At 72.0% G+C, this 16245-nt stretch carries 14 protein-coding genes; 6 read left to right on the forward strand and 8 right to left on the reverse strand.

What is annotated here, in order from left to right:
• Positions 1–8: 8 nt before the first annotated feature.
• Positions 9–782, reverse strand: coding sequence for a hypothetical protein (locus ACWA15_RS14880; RefSeq protein ID WP_464056177.1), 774 nt, complete (start codon positions 780–782; stop codon positions 9–11).
• Positions 779–1747 (reverse strand): glycosyltransferase family 2 protein, encoded by a 969-nt coding sequence (locus ACWA15_RS14885; protein ID WP_464056179.1) that lies wholly within the window; start codon positions 1745–1747, stop codon positions 779–781. Before ACWA15_RS14885 ends, ACWA15_RS14880 begins: the two co-directional genes overlap by 4 nt.
• A gap of 141 nt (positions 1748–1888) precedes the next feature.
• On the opposite strand from ACWA15_RS14885, the gene ACWA15_RS14890 reads away from it, so the two are divergent.
• Positions 1889–2809 carry a glycosyltransferase family 2 protein gene (locus ACWA15_RS14890; protein ID WP_464056181.1) on the forward strand — a complete coding sequence of 307 codons (921 nt, stop codon included), beginning with the start codon at positions 1889–1891 and terminating at the stop codon, positions 2807–2809.
• Here the strand turns inward: ACWA15_RS14890 and ACWA15_RS14895 are convergent.
• The 4 genes from ACWA15_RS14895 to ACWA15_RS14910 are packed head-to-tail and all read right to left on the reverse strand — an operon-like array spanning position 2775 to position 7155.
• A complete protein-coding gene (locus tag ACWA15_RS14895) occupies positions 2775–4106 on the reverse strand; it encodes a polysaccharide pyruvyl transferase family protein (protein ID WP_464056183.1) in 1332 nt (443 codons plus the stop codon). The genes ACWA15_RS14890 and ACWA15_RS14895 overlap by 35 nt on opposite strands.
• Positions 4107–4142: 36 nt before the next feature.
• Positions 4143–4781 (reverse strand): PIG-L deacetylase family protein, encoded by a 639-nt coding sequence (locus ACWA15_RS14900; RefSeq protein ID WP_464056184.1) that lies wholly within the window; start codon positions 4779–4781, stop codon positions 4143–4145.
• On the reverse strand, positions 4778–5704 hold the full coding sequence (locus ACWA15_RS14905; RefSeq protein WP_464056185.1) for a sugar phosphate nucleotidyltransferase: 927 nt from the start codon (positions 5702–5704) through the stop codon (positions 4778–4780). Before ACWA15_RS14905 ends, ACWA15_RS14900 begins: the two co-directional genes overlap by 4 nt.
• Positions 5701–7155, reverse strand: coding sequence for a glutamate-1-semialdehyde 2,1-aminomutase (locus ACWA15_RS14910; RefSeq protein WP_464056187.1), 1455 nt, complete (start codon positions 7153–7155; stop codon positions 5701–5703). Before ACWA15_RS14910 ends, ACWA15_RS14905 begins: the two co-directional genes overlap by 4 nt.
• Before the next feature lie 91 nt (positions 7156–7246).
• Here ACWA15_RS14910 and rfbC point away from each other — a divergent pair, with 91 nt between their 5' ends.
• Positions 7247–7798: a dTDP-4-dehydrorhamnose 3,5-epimerase gene (rfbC, locus tag ACWA15_RS14915; protein ID WP_464056189.1), complete on the forward strand. Its 552-nt coding sequence runs from the start codon at positions 7247–7249 to the stop codon at positions 7796–7798.
• Positions 7799–7842: 44 nt separating this feature from the next.
• On the opposite strand, the gene ACWA15_RS14920 is transcribed toward rfbC, so the two are convergent.
• The gene (locus tag ACWA15_RS14920) at positions 7843–9069 is read right to left on the reverse strand and encodes a hypothetical protein (RefSeq protein WP_464056191.1); all 1227 of its coding nucleotides are present in this window, start codon (positions 9067–9069) and stop codon (positions 7843–7845) included.
• Between the two features lie 140 nt (positions 9070–9209).
• A complete protein-coding gene (locus ACWA15_RS14925; protein ID WP_464056192.1) occupies positions 9210–10235 on the reverse strand; it encodes an NAD-dependent epimerase/dehydratase family protein in 1026 nt (341 codons plus the stop codon).
• A 190-nt stretch (positions 10236–10425) separates the two neighbouring features.
• Between ACWA15_RS14925 and ACWA15_RS14930 the strand changes: the two genes are divergently transcribed.
• From ACWA15_RS14930 to ACWA15_RS14945, 4 genes are read left to right on the forward strand one after another with little or no spacing between them, the layout of a single operon-like run.
• Complete coding sequence (locus ACWA15_RS14930; protein ID WP_464056194.1) at positions 10426–12660, forward strand: glycosyltransferase; 2235 nt, start codon at positions 10426–10428, stop codon at positions 12658–12660.
• Complete coding sequence (locus tag ACWA15_RS14935) at positions 12657–14072, forward strand: O-antigen ligase family protein (RefSeq protein ID WP_464056196.1); 1416 nt, start codon at positions 12657–12659, stop codon at positions 14070–14072. The genes ACWA15_RS14930 and ACWA15_RS14935 overlap by 4 nt, the downstream gene beginning before the upstream one ends.
• A complete protein-coding gene (locus ACWA15_RS14940; RefSeq protein WP_464056197.1) occupies positions 14069–15196 on the forward strand; it encodes a glycosyltransferase family 4 protein in 1128 nt (375 codons plus the stop codon). The genes ACWA15_RS14935 and ACWA15_RS14940 overlap by 4 nt, the downstream gene beginning before the upstream one ends.
• Positions 15193–16242 carry a glycosyltransferase family 4 protein gene (locus tag ACWA15_RS14945; protein WP_464056199.1) on the forward strand — a complete coding sequence of 350 codons (1050 nt, stop codon included), beginning with the start codon at positions 15193–15195 and terminating at the stop codon, positions 16240–16242. Before ACWA15_RS14940 ends, ACWA15_RS14945 begins: the two co-directional genes overlap by 4 nt.
• The last annotated feature ends 3 nt before the right edge of the window (positions 16243–16245 follow it).

Genomic DNA, 16245 nt, shown 5'->3' on the forward strand with positions numbered 1-16245 from the left:
GCCCGGCCTCACCCGGCGTCGACGCGTCGGCCCAGGCCGGCGAGCACCCGGTGCTGGAAGTCCTGCGGGCTGATCTCGACCGCGCCGTAGCGCGCGAAGTTCGCGTTCATCGCTCCGCAGTCGATCAGGTCCCACCGCTGCGTGAGCGCGTCGACCACACTGGCCAGCACGACCGCACCGACCGCGCTCTCCTGGTGGAACATGCTCATGATCCCGAAGGTCCCACCCACCTCGATCCCCCACAGCCCGGCCACGAGCTCCCCGTCACGGGAGGCGCCCACCGCGCGCGCGAGCCCCAGCCCGGCCAGCTCCTCCCAGAGCTGCGGCATCGGTTCCATGATCCACGTCTCCGGTCGATCCCCGCACCGACGCACCACCTCGGCCATCGGTGCGTCCCAGACCAGTTCGACGTCGCCGCGGCGCTGGTGGGTCCGCACCCGGCTCGGCACGTGCCGGGACACGGCGTCGATGACGGCACGCGGTCCCCCCGGCACGAAGATCATCTCCGGCTTCTCCTGCCCGCCACGGCCCAGCAGCACGTAGCCGCGGAGATAGTGCCCCACGACGTCCGCCGGACGGACCGGGAGCAGCGGGGTGAGCTCACGGGTCACCTCCTCCACGGTGGTCGCCGGGTCGGGGGTGGCCGCCACCGTCCAGGCGACCAGCCGCGGAGCCCCGAGCGCGCGGGTCATGCCCGCCACCCCCGCCCGCCCGGTCCGCCCCGCGACGGCGCGCGCCCGGTCGCTGATGTGCTGGCGCCCGGGCCAGCTCACCAGGCTCACGCTCGACTCTCGGAGAAGGCCCCCGTGTACTGCCCGCGGGTCATCCGGACCACGTTGCGTTTGATGTCGAAGGGAAAGAACCGCCAGTTCGGGACGGTCCACCGGCGCAGCACGTGCCCGACGGCGCGCCCACGCTCCAGCAGCGGTGCGGGCGCACCGGCGGCCTCGACGAGCAGGCGGTGGTTGAGGTACCACTGCGGGAAGGCGAGGGGTCGGGTCCACTGCGGGTCGTACGTGCGGACCTGGTCGAGCACGTCACAGCCCTGGACCTTGTTCGTCTGGGCGTCGTGGCGACGCGAGTAGAAGAGCTGCTCGGGGACCTGGACCCACGGCTGGCGCATGGCCATCGCCACCCCGAGGGCGATGTCCCCGCCGTAGAAGCCGGGCAGCCCACCCATCGCCTGGATCACCGGCGTGCGCATCACCCCACCGAAGCCGATCACCTGATAGACGTGCCGGTCGAGGAAGTGGTCGACCCGCTGGCTCGGAGACCGGCTCACGAAGTCCAGCCCGTCGTCGTCCATCTCGCCCACGACCACGTTGTCGACGTCGACGAGCACGACCCGGGAGAAGGCGATCGAGGCCTCCGGATGGTCCAGCAGCGCCTGCCGACAGCGGGCCAGGTGGCCGGGGCGCACCACGTCGTCGGCGGCGTTCCACATGAAGAAGGGCGCGCGCGCCTGCTCGAGCACCCGGTTCCAGTTCCACGGCACCCCGCGGTTGACCTCGCTGCGCAAGACGGTGAACCGCGGGTCCGCCCGCGCAAACTTCTCCGCGATCTCGGCGGTCGCATCGGTCGAGCCGTTGTCGGAGATGATCACCTCGATGTCAGCCAGGTCCTGGTCGGCGAGGCCCTGCAGGGTCTGCTCGAGGAACCGTGCCCCGTTGAACACCGGCACACCGACCGTGAGGAGCGGTCTCCCCTCCGAACCGCTCGCGCCGGGAACCTCATCTGCTGTGACCATCGGGTGACTTCCTCTCATCAAGGCGTGCACGGTTGGCGGTCGGGCTGGTCCCACGACACTATTTCGGGTACGGGCACCACGCGCGGGCACACTTCCGCGCCGCCGGGACTGCCCCGTCGGCGCACCACCAGGAGGTTCAGGGTGAATCACGCAGCAGCAGCCGGGACAGGACCGGCGGTCGTCTCCGTCATCGTGGCGACCGATCGAGGGGGTCCGTACCTGGCTGAGGCGCTCGCCTCGATCGCCGCGCAGACCTACCCTCGGGTGGAGGCGATCCTGGTCGACGACGGCTCTGCGGCCCCTGCAGCCCTGCGCGCGATCACCGACCAGCACCCGGACGTCCGTGTCCTGCGCCAGGCGAATGCGGGCGTGTCTGTGGCCCGCAACTACGGGGTGTCCCAGTCCGCGGGGGACCTCCTGGTCTTCCTGGACGACGACGACCGCTGGCACCCCGAGCGCATCGCTCGCCAGGTCGCCTCGCTCGAGGACCACCCCGACGCCGTGCTCAGCTACTGCGGCATGCGCACGATCGATTCCGACGGCCACGAGCTCGTGGCAGCCGACCAGCACCAGGTGAGCTCGGTCCACGACGTCCTGCGTCGCACGACCGGGATCATCCTTCCCAACGTCATGGTCCGGCGGGAGACGTTCCTGCGGATCGGCGGCTTCCACCCCTCCTTCCGCCGCGCCCAGGACCTCGATCTGATCCTCAAGGTGGCACTGGAGGGTGATTTCGTCTTCGTCGACGAGACGCTCGTCGACTACCGCTTCCACGGGGGCAACAACACCCGGCGCCACCGTGAGCTGTGCCGGAGCATCGACATGATCGTCCGGCTGCACCTGTGGAACGCCCAGGAGAAGGGCCGGACCGACCTGGTCCCCGACTACCGGGCCAGCCTCGAGTCCAACGCACGGTTCGCCGCCTGGAGCGCGGCCCGGGCGTCCCAGCGGCTCGTCCAGGAGCGCGCGTACGTCTCGGCGGCGTCCGAGATCGCCTGGGCGTTGCGCTTCGCCCCAGGCGCACCTCTCAGCTGGATGAAGCAACGTCTTCGCCAGCGCTGATCGGTGCGGCCCGCCGGGCGCCCGCCCGCGGCCGGTGGTCCCCCCGCAGGCGGGAGAGGCTCGACCATCCCTCGATCAGATGGGCGAGCTCGTCGAGCTCCGCCGTCGCCTGCGCGCGGACCCTCGCCACGACGGGGGCGATCTCGGACCCAATCGCGACGCGGCGCTCCTGCGCCCGCCGGACGAGCCGCACGAGGTCTCCCGCGGTGATCCCCCGCGCCTCCAGGACGTACTCGTGCAGGCCGACGCGGTCCATGAGGTCGCGCACCTTGATCCGGTCCGCGACCGCCACGGTCGCCCGCCCGAGCAGCAGTGCCGCGACGGCGTTGTGGAAGCGTGAGCAGACCACGACGTCGGAGCCCACCAGCGCGTGCAGGTGGTCGGTGAACGCGACGGAGGTGCTCGCCGTGACGAGGTCCGAGTGCCCGCCGTCGGCGAGCTGGTCGTGGGCCAGCTCGGTCACCCGGTCGACCACACCGACGTCGGCGGAGTCCCCGCAGAAGACCATGACCTCGTTCCCCTCCGCCGCGAGCTGTGCCGTCGCTCCCACGAGCGCCAGGACGTAGGGATCTCGGTCGTTGAACCCCTGCGCGTCGCGGGTGATCCAGTCGAATCCCATCACCCCCAGGGCGACCCGTCCGGGTCGGATCGGGTCGGTGTGGTCAACGGTGTCCGTCCCGGCCGGCAGGTCCACCGCGAACGCCAGGTCCGCCGTCACGTGGTCCCGTGGTCCCGCGCCACCCATCCGGACCACCGCTTCCAGGCTTCCCTCGTCGCGGAAGGACCGGTAGTCCGCCCTGCGCATCGATGCGGCCAGGAGCCGCCGCTCGGAGCGCGAGGGGAGGTACGTTCCCCCCACCCCGACGAAGGCCAGATGGTGCCTGCCGAGCGACGAGGCCACCGACAGCACGAAGAGTCCGGCCATCGCGACCCACCCCTGCGACCCCGCCGACGCCTCACCCTCGAAGACTCCCCCACCCGCCACGACGACCACGTCGACGCTCCTGGCCGTGACCCACATCCGGGCCAGGTCACGCGCCGCGTTCCAGGGACGTGCGACCCCCCGGCCGACCCGCCCACCTGTCCACCCACCTGTCCACGGTGAGCGCTCCCGGTGCAGGGTGACGACGTCGACGTCGAACGCCTCGGCCGTCGCCCTGGTGTCGACCACCGAGGTGATCAGGCGCACCTCCACCCCGGGCAGGACCGACCGCAGTCGCTGGACCGTGACCGCGGCGGTCGCGTCGTTGCCGGTGTTGCCCACACCGAACCCTCCGAGCAGCCCGACCTTGAGCACGCCCCGCACCCCAGCCCTACCCCGGCGCACTGGGCATCACTCTCCGAACGTCAGGACGGCCTTGCGGATCACGAAACCTTCGGCGTAGCGGTGACGGCACTCGACCCCGCGCAGTCGGAGGATCGCCAGGAACGTCTCCTCGTCCCACCAGTCCCGCCCCCGCTGGGAGGGGTAGGAGGCGGTGAGCAGCTCCGCCTTGCGTCGCGCGTTCTCCCTGCTGATCGGGACGTAGTGGGTGACCGGACGGAGGTCGCCGTCCCACTTCGGGATCTCGTACTCGAGCACCAGCGCGTCCCGCCAGACCGTCGGTACGAGCTCGGCGACCAGCCGGTGGTCCTGGTGGGAGTCGTCCCTGCTGGGGCACAGCACCAGGTCCGGGCTGGTCTGCCGGGCGAGCAGCTCAAGCCCGGCCTTGGCCTCGCCCCAGTGGGCCGGCAGCCGCCCGTCGGGCAGGTCCCAGAAGCGGACGTCGGCTCCCGGGACGAACGCCGCCGCGGCCGCGCGCGCCTCGTCACGGCGGGCGGGCGACCCGGTGAGGGAGGCGAAGGTCGCGCGGACCTCGCGTCGCGCGCCGAGCTCGAGCAGCAGCCCGCCGCAGGCAATCTCGATGTCGTCCGGGTGCGCACCCAGGCAGACGATCTCGATCGGCCCAGCCGGCAACCCCAGGCTGATCATCGTCCGTCTCCCGACGGCGACGACGACGATTGTGAGGACGACGACGGCGAGGACGACGCGGCCTCCAGCCACGACACGGACGACCGCGCGGGCGCCACCTCAGGCACCTCCAGCACCGGAACCCGGCGCCCCGGAGCGGCCGGCGGGTCCGCCCACACCGCCCACGGGCACTGCCCTGTCCGGTAGAGCTCCTCGAGCTGGGAGCGCTCCTTGAGCGTGTCCATCGGAGCCCAGAACCCGTCGTAGCGCACGGCGCGGAACCTGCCGTCCCTGGCCGCCCGGATGCAGGCGTCCATGACGAGGTCCTCCCCTTCGCCGAGATAGTCGAAGATGCCCTGGCGCAGCACGAAGAACCCGCCGTTGATCCGCATCTCCATGTCGGCGACCGGCTCGATCCCCCGCAGGTTCCCGTCCGCGTCGATCTTCACTACGTGGAAGGAGTCCTGAGGGTCGACCGCGAGCAGGGTGCCGACGGCGTCGGTGGCCAGGAAGTCTGTGACGATCTGGTCCATCGGCGCGTCGGAGAGCACGTCGCCGTAGTTGGCGAGGAACACCTCGTCGTCCTCGAGGTAGCGGCGCACGCGGCGCAGCCGCTCCCCGATCGCGGTCTCCATCCCCGTGTCGACGAAGGTGATGCGCCAGTCGCTGATGTCACTCGAGAGCAGCTCGACCTGCTCGCCGCCCTTGGTCAGGACGAAGTCGTTGGAGTGCGTCTCCCGGTAGTCGAGGAAGTAGTCCTTGACGGCGCGGGCGCCGTACCCCAGGCAGAGCACGAACTCCGTGTGCCCGAAGTGCGCGTAGTACTTCATGATGTGCCACAGGACCGGGCGCGACCCGATCGGCATCATGGGCTTGGGCAGCGAGTCCGTGCCGGACCGCATGCGCATCCCCAGCCCTCCGCAGAACAGGACGACCTTCATCATTCCTCCAGTCCGGCCGCAGCCGTGGGTGGGTCGGGGAGCCGTCGAGGTGCCGCCCGATCGCGCATGGACGGGGCCACGGGACGCCCGCGCAGCAACCCGTCGGTCGTCCCGGCGTCGACGGCGCGGGCATAGACGGCGAGCGCACCGCGGGCGGCATCGATGGTGAGCGCCAGGTCGTCGTCGGTGTGGGCGGCCGAGATCACCAGGGACTGGGCCAGCACACCACGGTCGAGCAGCTCCTGGATGAAGAGCGTGCGCATCGCCTGGGACGGGTTGCCCTCGTGGTCCCGGGTGCCGAAGACCAGGCACGAGCCGCGCCCCATGATCGTCACCGCCTCGGCCAGCCCCGCCTCGGCGATCGCTGCGTTCAGCCCGCTGCGGAGCGCCTCGCCCTGACTCTCCATGATCCCGACGACGTCCCGTTCGGCGTAGGCGTCGGTCGCCGCCAGGTAGGCGGCGAGGCCGGTCGTCTCGGCGCCGTGCGTGGTGGAGAGCAGGAAGGGACGGGAGGCGTCGGTGTTGAGCCCACCGAGGTCCATGAGCTCGCGCCGTCCCGCCAGAGCCGAGATCGAGAACCCGTTGGCGAGGGCCTTGCCCCAGGTGGACAGGTCCGGGGTGACCCCGTACACGGCCTGCGCACCGCCCAGCGCCCACCGCATACCGGTGATCATCTCGTCGAAGACGAGGACGAATCCGTGGGCGTCGGCGAGGGTGCGCAGGCCCTCGAGGAAACCTGGTGCGGGCTCGACCGTGGCGGTCGCCTGCTCGAGGATGAGGGCTGCGATCTGCCCGGGGTGGGCTGCGAGCAGGGCGCGGACGGAGTCGAGGTCGTTGTACCGGAAGGTGACCGTGAGGTCCCGGTGGGCCTGCGGGACACCGGCCGCCATCGCCGTCGAGCCGATGAACCAGTCGTCGAAGGAGAAGAAGGGCTGGGTTCCGCAGATCGCCACGAGATCCCGCCCGGTCGCGGCTCGTGCGAGCTTGATCGCGGCGGTGGTGACGTCGGAGCCGTTCTTGGCGAACTTCACCATCTCCGCCCCCGGCACCAGCTCGACGAAGCGTTCCGCCGCCCGCAGCTCCCACACGCTGGGCCGGGAGAAGTTCACGCCGTCGCGGGCGGCCTGGACGACCGCGTCGACGACCGGGGCGTAGCCGTGGCCCAGGGTGACCGCCCGCAGTCCCATGCCGTACTCGACGAACCAGTTGCCGTCCAGGTCCTCGACCCGCGCTCCGGCCCCTCGGGCGATGACCGGGGCCATGTTCTCGGGGTACTGGTCGGATCCGCGGGCGTAGGTGTGCGAACCGCCCGGGATGAGGTCGTGGAGGCGCCTCTGCGCCTCGGCCGACTTCGTGAAGGTGCGCCGGGGGGCCGTGACAGCCGGCGCAGGCGCGCCCAGGCCGTTTCCACCGACGGGGTGGACCTCTGGGGTCTCGAGTCCGATCTCAGGCATGGGGGCTCCTCGTGTGCTCGGGGGAGGGACGGTCTGCACGGACGGGGCGGCTACCAGGGCGAACCGCCGAATCGTGTCCTACGCTGGGCATATGGAGATCATCAAGACATCGATTCCGGATCTGATCGTGTTCCAGCCGACTCCCCACAGGGACGAGCGCGGGTACTTCTCGCGTACCTTCGACGTCGCGATCCTCGCCGACGCCGGGATCGACCCTGCGGGCTTCAAGCAGGAGAACCAGTCCAAGTCCTTCCAGGGAGTGGTGCGCGGGCTGCACGGCCGCGCGAACAAGGGCGAGGCCAAGCTCGTGCGCTGCGCCCACGGCGCCGTGCTCGACGTCGCCATCGACGCCCGGCCGGGGTCGGCGACCTTCGGCCAGATGGAGACGTTCCTGCTCGACGACCAGCTCTGCCGCCAGGTCTACATCCCGCGAGGCTTCCTGCACGGGTACCAGGCACTGACGTCGGTGACCGACTTCGTCTACCGGATGGACGACTTCTACGGTCCCGGGGAGGACGTGACGGTCAACTACCTCGATCCCGACCTCGCCGTGCCGTGGCCGGCGCCGATCACGGTGGTCAGCGAGCGGGACCGCCAGGCCGGGTCGTGGGCGGCGTACAAGGCTTCGCTCGGCGTGGCCTGAGCCTGGACGTCTCACCACTGCCTCCCGAAGCCCTGTCGCTCTCGTCAGACCGGCTCGGTCGCGGTGACCGGATCGGTCGCGGTGACCGGCACGACCTCGCGGGGCATCGGGTCGAGCACGACCCATCGCCCGCCCTGGGCCTCGATCTGCGGCAACGCCGCCCGCACCTCGTCGAGGAGGTCCGGGACGAAGAGCAGCACCCGGTCCGGGCGCAGGGCCACGAGGTCGGCCGGGGAGACGATTGGGATCCGGTTGCCCGGCATCGTCCGCCCGTGCTTCCCCGTCGAGGCGTCGGCGACCGCGACCACGTGCTCCTTCTCGATGTGCGCCGAGCGCAGCAGCGCCGAGGTGCGTGACGCCGCACCGTAGCCGGCCACCGTCAGACCTGCCGCCGTCGTGCCCGCGAGATATTCCTCGATGGCTGCGACGGACTCGTCGAGGGCGACTCCCAGCGAGGCGACGTGGACGGGGTCGGTGATCCCCTCGGCCAGCTCGCGCTCGACCATCGCCGTGACGTCAGGGGTCTGCTCCCCGAAGGGTGAGCCCTCCTTGGCAAAGGCCAGCATGACCGTGCCGCCGTAGAGCGGGTACTCCCACGCACCGACCGCGACCAGGCCCACCTCCTTGCCCATCTCGACGAGGGCTGGGGTGGAGTAGTAGGCGAAGTGCCCGTGCCGCAGCGCGTTCCAGATCCCTGAACGGACGATCGCCGCCACCGTGTGGTACTGCATGAGGAGCACGCCGTCACCGGCGAGGTGCCCCACGCGCTCCAGGAGCGCGGCCCGCTGGTCGGCTGCGTGCATCATGCCGAAGATGTCGACGATGAGCTCGGCCTCGCCGTCGCTCACCTCGACCATGTGACGCGCCGCGAGCTGGTCGACCCAGGACCCCCCGTGCGGGCTCGGGTATTCCAGCACCCGCGTACCGGGCCGCACGAACCCTGCTGCCTCCGCCTGGGCGACGGCTGCCTCCGCCTGCGCGACGAGCGCGGCCGGTTCGACCCCGCGCGGCTCCTGCGGTGTGGTGGGGTCCGTCTCGAGCTGGACCAGGCCGGTCGTGGTGGACATGACCATGCGCAACGGGTGCTCGGGGTCCGGCAGCGGGTCGCCCGGCAGCGGGAAGAGGTCAGCCGGTGGCTGCTGCCCGAGGTCCAGGACGACGCGCCCCGCGGGGTCGCCCGACCACCGGCAGACCCAGCTCGGATCCGGGTCGGGCAGGAGGGGCGGCTCGCTCGATGTCCGGGAGAGGGAGGGGGCGACGGACTCGTTCACAGGTGTTCTCCTCATCGGTGGTCGTGCTGGTCTGTGTTCCTGCTGGGCCATGGGGTCTGGGTGGTGGGGCTCGGATGGGTGGGACGGGTGGGTGGGACGGGTGGCTGGGACGGGTGTCCGGAGCTGCGCCGGCGAACGGGCTAGCCGATGGTTCGCAGGGTGGCGAGGTCCAGGCGGCGGGCGGCAGCCAGCTCGTGGATCTTCTCGAGCCGGACGTAGCGCGGGCCTTCGAAGTCCACGAGCGACATGCCCCGAGCGGTCATGTCGCGGTAGATCTCCCGGACGCCGTCCGGCACCGTCCACTGCGGCTCGAAGCCCGGCAGCCAGGTGCGGATCTTGGTGAAGTCGACCTGGTAGTTGCGTGAGTCCGGGCCGGCGCCCTCCGCGAAGGAGACGGCCGACCCGGTGATGGCGCTGACCTGCTCGGCGATCGTGCGGATCTGCACCACGTCCTCGTCGCGGCCCACGTTGAACGCTTGGTCGTGGACCAGGTCGCGGGGTGCCTCGAGCACGGCGAGGAAGGCCCTCGAGATGTCCTCGACGTGGACGAGGGGCCGCCAGGGGCTGCCGTCGGACTGCAGCCGCACCTCGTCCCGGGTGAACGCCGTCCCGGTGAGGTTGTTGACGACGATGTCGGCGCGCAGCCGCGGGGAGGACCCGTACGCGGTCGCGTTGCGCAGATAGCTGGGTGAGAAGGTGGCGTCAGCGAGCGCCGACAACCCTTCCTCGGCCATCACCTTGCTCTCCCCGTACGGGGTCACCGGGTGGAAGGTGCCGTCCTCGGCCACCGGGGCGTCGCCGCCCGCACCGTAGAGGGAGCAGGAGGAGGAGAAGAGGAACCGCTCGACCCCGGCCGCCTTGGCCGCCTGGGCCATGTGCACGGCGCCCTGGGCATTGACCGAGTACGTGGCGCCCGGGTTGAGGTGACCGATCGGGTCGTTGGAGATCGCCGCGAGGTGGATCACGGCATCAAAACCCTCGAGGTCCGCCGCCGTCACGTCTCGGATGTCACCGGTGCGCTGCTCGTAGCCCCCGGGCTGGGGGCCGAAGTCGCACCCGTCGTACCACCCCGCGTCCAGGCCCACGATCTCGTGCCCGGCCTGTTGCAGGAACGGGACCAGCACCGTGCCGATGTATCCCCTGTCACCGTCTACCAGAACTCGCATTGCGCACCCTTCGTCGGCAGGGGCGATTCGACACGTCCGCCGACGCCCCTCTTCCGCCCCCTCTTCGGAAGTGTCCTGCACCCCATGGGGGTGTGCATCAGCGCGAAGGGTGATCTTGGGGTGATTCCTATGGGTGATCTTGGGGTGATTCGGGAGGCGAGACGAGGAGTGTGGGGCAAGAATCATCGACATGAAGGTCCTCCGGGTCTCCCACAGTGCCGTCATGGGTACGTGGCGTTCACGCGAGCGGGAGCTGCGATCCCGCGGGGTGGACGTCCGCCTGCTCTGCGCCCGGGTGTGGGACGAGGGCGGGACGACCGTCCCCCTCGTCCGTGGACCCGGGGAGATGGTGCGGGGGGTGCGGACGGTGGGCAGCCATCCCGCACTGTTCCTCTACGACCCCCGACCGCTGTGGCGAGCCCTGGGCGAGCAGTGGGACGTCCTCGACATCCACGAGGAACCGTTCGCTCTGGCCACCGCCGAGATCCTCGCGCTGCGCACCCTGCGCGCCGTGCTCACCCGCACGCGGCCCGCACCCTTCATCCTCTACTCGGCGCAGAATCTCACCAAGCGGTACCCACCGCCCTTCCGCTGGTTCGAGGCCCGCGCCCTGAGGGGTGCAGCGGCGATCTCGGTGTGCAACGAGGAGGCTGGGCAGATCTGCACGGCGAAGGGCCTGCGAGGGCGGGCCGAGGTGATCCCGCTCGGGATCGACCTCGCCGTCTTCACCCCTGCCGTCACCACCCCCGCAGTCGGTACGCCCGACGACTCCACGTCCCCCGTGGTCTTCACCCCGGCTGCGCTCGACGCTGCCGAGCTCAGGCCCACTGAGTCCACCGTGTCCACCGTGTCCGCCGAGTCCGCCAGCGAGGCCGCCAGTGAGTCCGCCAGTGAGTCCGCCGCCGGGCCAACCACCGGGCCCACCCGCGAGACGACGGCCCCGACCACCGGGATCGTCGTCGGGTACGCCGGTCGTCTCGCCTCGCACAAAGGGGTCGAGGTGCTGCTCGAGGCCGTCGCCGACGATGACCGCCTCGAGCTGCGGCTGGCGGGCAGCGGACCCCTGGAACCCGCGCTGCGCCGCAGGTGGCAGTCGCTGGGCGACAGGGTGACGTTCCTCGGGTCCCTCGACGAGGCCGAGCTGCCCACCTTCTACCGCGGCCTGGACGTGCTGGCCATCCCGTCCCTGGACACCCCGGGATGGGTCGAGCAGTTCGGCCGGGTCGCCGTGGAGGCGATGGCCTGCGGCACACCGGTCGTGGCGAGCGACTCCGGTGCCCTGGCCGACGTCGTCGGGCAGGCGGGGGTGCTCGTTCCGCCCGGCGACCCGGTCGCGCTCGGCGCGGCGCTGGTGCGGGTCGGGACGGATCCGGACCTGGCGGCCCGGCTGCGGGCAGCGGGCGCGGCCCGGGCAGCAGCCTGTTCGTGGCCCGAGGTGGCCCGGCGGTACCACGAGATGTACTCCGCGGTCGTGGCAAGCCGGGCGCCGGTCACGGCACGCCCGCCGGGTCACCGTCAGCCGAGCGACCTGATCGACCTGGGCGAGCCCGACCCGCCCGAGGTCGTCGTCGTCGCCTACGGCTCCCCCGACCTGCTCCAGTCCGCGCTCGCCCCGCTCACCGGCCGGTACACCGTCACCGTCGTCGACAACTCCTCCCTCCCCCGGATCCGCGAGGTGACCGAGGCGGCCGGCGGGCGCTACCTCGACCCGGGACGCAACGGCGGCTTCGGCGCCGGGGTCAACTACGCCCTCGCGAACCGTCAGCTCCCGGGCCGCGACGTGCTGCTCCTCAATCCCGACGCGGTCGTGCTGCCTGACGACGTCGACGCGCTGCACCGGGGACTGCGCCGCGACGTCCGCGCCGCGAGCGCGGGCCCGGCCCAGGTCGGCGCGGACGGGTCGCCCGCCCGGGTCCGGTGGCCCTACCCCTCCCCGCTGGGCACCTGGATCGAGGCTGTCGGGCTGGGCCGGCTGCGTCCGGTGCCCGACGACCGGTCCTTCGTCATCGGCTCCCTGCTGCTGCTGCGCGCCGAGGCTCTTGCCGAGGTCGGCGGATTCGACGAGCGGTTCTTCCTCTATGCCGAGGAGACCGACTGGGCGCTGCGCGCCAACCGCAGGGGGTGGCGGCACGTCGTCGTGCAGCAGGCGCGGGCGGTGCACGTGGGGGGCGGGACGAGCGCGGACCCGCGCGTGCGCGAGACCCACTTCCATGCCTCCCAGGAGCGGTACCTGCGCAAGCACCACGGGTCCACCGGCTGGCGCCTCGCGCAGGTCGGCGCGGTCCTGGGCGCGGCCGGGCGGGCCCTCCTGCTCAGCGGACCGGGGCGGGCCGGCGCACGCCGGCGCCTGCGTCTCTACCTGCGCGGACCCGTGCGTGCCGAGCTCGCGATCACCGGTACCCGGCGCGCCGGAGACCCCGCATGACCGCGCTGGCTGAATGGGTGCGGGCGGGTCGGGTCGAGCTGAGGCGAGCCTCCCCCGGCACCGGTCGCCGGGTCGGGCGCCTCGGCGCGTACGGTCTCCTCGTCGTCGGGGTGCTGGGGATCCTCGTCCTCATCGGCATGCTCGTCCCCTCCTACTCCGCTGTCGCTCTCGCGGCCGCCGTCCTCGTCCTGGCGATCGGGCTCACCGCCCACGAGCCCGTCGCGATCCCCGTGCTGGCCATGCCGGCGATGGTGATCGTCGAACGGGTCGGCGGAGAGGGCGCCAACCTCTCCTTCAGCGACTTCGCGCTCTTCGGGGCGTTCTGGTGCGCGGTCCTGCTGTGCCGACGCCCGTTCTCACCGCCCATGCGGACGCTGCTGTGGCTCTCCTGCGCCTACCAGGCCGCGACGTTGTTCACCGTGCTCTTCAACCCGTACCAGCAGAACACCATCGAGTGGTTCCACTCCTGGCTCTCGGTCGCCGGGGCGCTCGTGGTGGGATGGGCGGTCGGGCGCGGGGGGAGGGCCCGCACGGGCCTGACCCTGTTTCTCCTCGCCTGCCTCGTGATCGCGGTGCTGACCTGCATCGTCGCTGTGCAGCAGCTTGCTGCGGGTGAATCCGGGCCGGTCTACCTGGACTGGCCCGTGCCGATGCACAAGAACTTCATCGGCTGCGTCGTCGCCTTCGCCGCGCTCGTGGCGTACGCCCGGCCCCGGTGGGTCGGCTGGTCGCCGCCCCTGGCCCTGGCGGCGTTCTGGGTGTGCACGCTCGCGGTCGTCGCCTCCCAGGCCCGCCAGGCGCTCGTCGGGCTCGGCATCGGGGTCCTCATCGTCGCGCTGCGACCTGAGCCGGGTCGCAAGCGGTCCAAGCTCATCCTGGTCGCGGTCGTGCCGGCCCTGTACTTCGTGGGTTCCGTGATCCAGGAACAGCTGGAGTCGACCAACCGCTTCAACTCCGCCCACCAGCGCCTCGCCTGGTACCAGCAGGCCCTGGACATCTGGCGGGAGAACCCGGCGTTCGGCGTGGGGCTGCGCTGGTGGACGGCGGGACGGACGGAGTACGCCTTCCAGCCTCCCAACGCCGAGCTCGAGGTGCTGTCCTCGGCCGGCACCGTGGGCCTGGTCGGGTTCCTCCTCCTCATGGGCGGTGCCTTGGTCGTCCTCTGGCACCTGGACCGCCGGTACGGGACCCTCGCCTTCGCCATCCTGGCCATGCGCCTGGTCCAGGGCCAGTTCGACCTGTTCTGGTCAGCGGTCGTGGTGTCCGTCCCGTTCCTGCTGATCGGGGTGTGCCTGGGGGCGCAGGCCCTGGCGGCGTCCGAGGACGACCTCCCGGGCACGGCGCCTCGTCAGGTGGCCGGCGGCGGCCGCACCCCGGACCAGGCCGCGCCCGGGCCAGTGAGGCAGGCATGAAGATCATCCAGATCGCGCCGGTCATCGCGCCGGGGACCGGTGTGGGCGCCGTCGCCCACCATCTGGAGGCCGAATGGCGCCGGGCCGGGGTCAGCACCCTCCAGTTCACCCTGACCGACGCCCACGGCGGCTGGCTCCCCGTCCCGGGCCCGGGGCTGCGTGGCAAGGTCGCCCTCGCGGCCCGGGTCGTCTGGTTCTCGACCGTGGGAACCATAGCCGCCCGCCGGTTCCTCCGCCGCCACCCCGATGCGGTCTCCGTCTGCCACAACGACGCCGTCGCCGGGGACGTCTACGTCAACCACGGGATCGTCCAGGTCGCCATGCGCGCACGGGGACGGTACCGGTTGCGGATGGCCCGCAACCCGATGCACCTGTTCATCGCGGCCCGCGACGGTCTGCGCTACCGGGGGGCGACGCACCGCCGGGTCGTCAACCTCGTGGCGGCCGAGGAGACCGCACTGCGCGCGACGTACCCGCGGCTGCGCCCGGCGACCGTGACGATCGGCAACGGCGTCGACGTCGACCGGTACCGTCCCCCGACCACCCGGCAGCGCCTGGCCGCGCGGGCTGACCTCGGGCTGACCGACCACGACGTCGCCCTGCTGTTCGTCGGGCACGAGTTCGCCCGCAAGGGGTTGCCCGTCGTGCTCGAGGCGCTCACCCGGCTGCCCGCCCATGTCCACCTCGTCGTGGTGGGCGGGACGACGGACATGGTCGATCAGCTCCGCCGCGACGGCGCGGCGCGTGGCCTCGACGCGCGACTCCACCTCGTCGGCGCAGCGCCCGACCCCGTCCGCTACTTCCACGCCAGCGACATGTTCGTGCTGCCCAGCGCGTACGAGTCGTACGGCCTCGTGGTCCTGGAGGCACTCGCCTGCGGGATCCCGGTGGTCGCCACACCGACCGGCTGCGTGCCCGAGGTGGTGGTCGACGGCGTCAACGGCTACGCCACCCCCGCCGACGCCGGACAGATCGCCGAGGCGGTCCTCGCCCTGACCGGCGCGGACCGCGAGTCGCTCACCCGGGCCGCCCGCGCGTCCGCCCTGCAGCACTCCTGGAGCCAGGTCGCCGGCGCGTACCTCACGCTGTTCCGAGCGCTGCCGCTGGGGGGCGGTACCCGATGAGGATCGTGCACGCCATCCGGTCCGACGGGTTCGCCGGGGTCGAACGGCACGTCGCCCGGCTCGCGACGGCGCAGGCCGACGACGGCCACCAGGTCGTCGTGATCGGCGGCGACCCGGCGCCCATGCGGGCGGCCCTGGCCCCGGCAGGCGTCCACCACCTCCCCGCGGCGACGATGCTCGACGTCGCCGCCCGGGTGCGCGCCTGGGCTCCCACCGCGCACGTGCTGCACGTCCACATGACGGCCGCGGAGGTCGCGGCGACCCTCGCGGCGACGAGCCTCCTGGGCTCCGCGGGCTTCCCTCCTGTCGTGGCGACCCGGCACTTCGCCAGCCCGCGGGGCACCGGTCCGACCGGCCGCGTCACCGCGGCAGCCGCCCGTCACCGGGTCGCGGCACAGATCGCGATCAGCCGGTACGTGGCTGACCACATCGACGGGGCGAGCACCGTCGTGCACCCCGGGGTCGAAGACCGCCCGGACGGTCCGCCCGCCGCGGGGCGGCGGCGGGTGGTGCTCATGGTCCAGCGCCTGGAGGCCGAGAAGAACACCGACGTCGGCATCCGTGCCTTCGCCCGGTCGGGGCTGGCCGCTCGGGGCTGGCGCCTCGAGATCGCCGGTGACGGATCTCGGCGCGAAGAGCTCGCTGCCCTGGCCGACCGCACCGGTCTGGGCGCTTCCGTGGTGTTCCTCGGTGCCCGCAGCGACGTGCTCGACCAGATGACCACGGCTGGGCTGCTGCTCGCGCCGTGCGCGGTGGAAGGTCTCGGCCTGAGCGTCCTGGAGGCCATGGCGGCGGGTCTGCCGGTCGTCGCCTCGGCCGCCGGCGGCCACCTGGAGACCCTCGCCGGTCTTGATCCGCTCGCCCTCTTCCCCGTTCCCACCACCGGCGACGCGGCCGAGGCCGCGGGCGCGCACCTCGCCGAGCTGGCCGACGACGCCACGCGCCGCGACGACTACGGACGCCGCGCCCAGTCCGCTCAACGGTTGCGCTTCACCCCGCGCGCGCAGGTCACCGGGACCGACGCCGTCTACCAGGAGGTCGTATGAGAC

Source organism: Sanguibacter sp. TS_SC_8 (assembly GCF_055361235.1).

Excerpts from the sequence above, each read along its gene's own strand:
- ACWA15_RS14885 (WP_464056179.1), bottom strand. The coding sequence starts at position 1,747 with ATGGTCACAGCAGATGAGGTTCCCGGCGCGAGCGGTTCGGAGGGGAGA.
- ACWA15_RS14900 (WP_464056184.1), bottom strand. The coding sequence starts at position 4,781 with ATGATCAGCCTGGGGTTGCCGGCTGGGCCGATCGAGATCGTCTGCCTG.
- ACWA15_RS14905 (WP_464056185.1), bottom strand. The coding sequence starts at position 5,704 with ATGATGAAGGTCGTCCTGTTCTGCGGAGGGCTGGGGATGCGCATGCGG.
- ACWA15_RS14910 (WP_464056187.1), bottom strand. The coding sequence starts at position 7,155 with ATGCCTGAGATCGGACTCGAGACCCCAGAGGTCCACCCCGTCGGTGGA.
- rfbC (WP_464056189.1), top strand. The coding sequence starts at position 7,247 with ATGGAGATCATCAAGACATCGATTCCGGATCTGATCGTGTTCCAGCCG.
- ACWA15_RS14925 (WP_464056192.1), bottom strand. The coding sequence starts at position 10,235 with ATGCGAGTTCTGGTAGACGGTGACAGGGGATACATCGGCACGGTGCTG.
- ACWA15_RS14930 (WP_464056194.1), top strand. The coding sequence starts at position 10,426 with ATGAAGGTCCTCCGGGTCTCCCACAGTGCCGTCATGGGTACGTGGCGT.
- ACWA15_RS14935 (WP_464056196.1), top strand. The coding sequence starts at position 12,657 with ATGACCGCGCTGGCTGAATGGGTGCGGGCGGGTCGGGTCGAGCTGAGG.
- ACWA15_RS14940 (WP_464056197.1), top strand. The coding sequence starts at position 14,069 with ATGAAGATCATCCAGATCGCGCCGGTCATCGCGCCGGGGACCGGTGTG.
- ACWA15_RS14945 (WP_464056199.1), top strand. The coding sequence starts at position 15,193 with ATGAGGATCGTGCACGCCATCCGGTCCGACGGGTTCGCCGGGGTCGAA.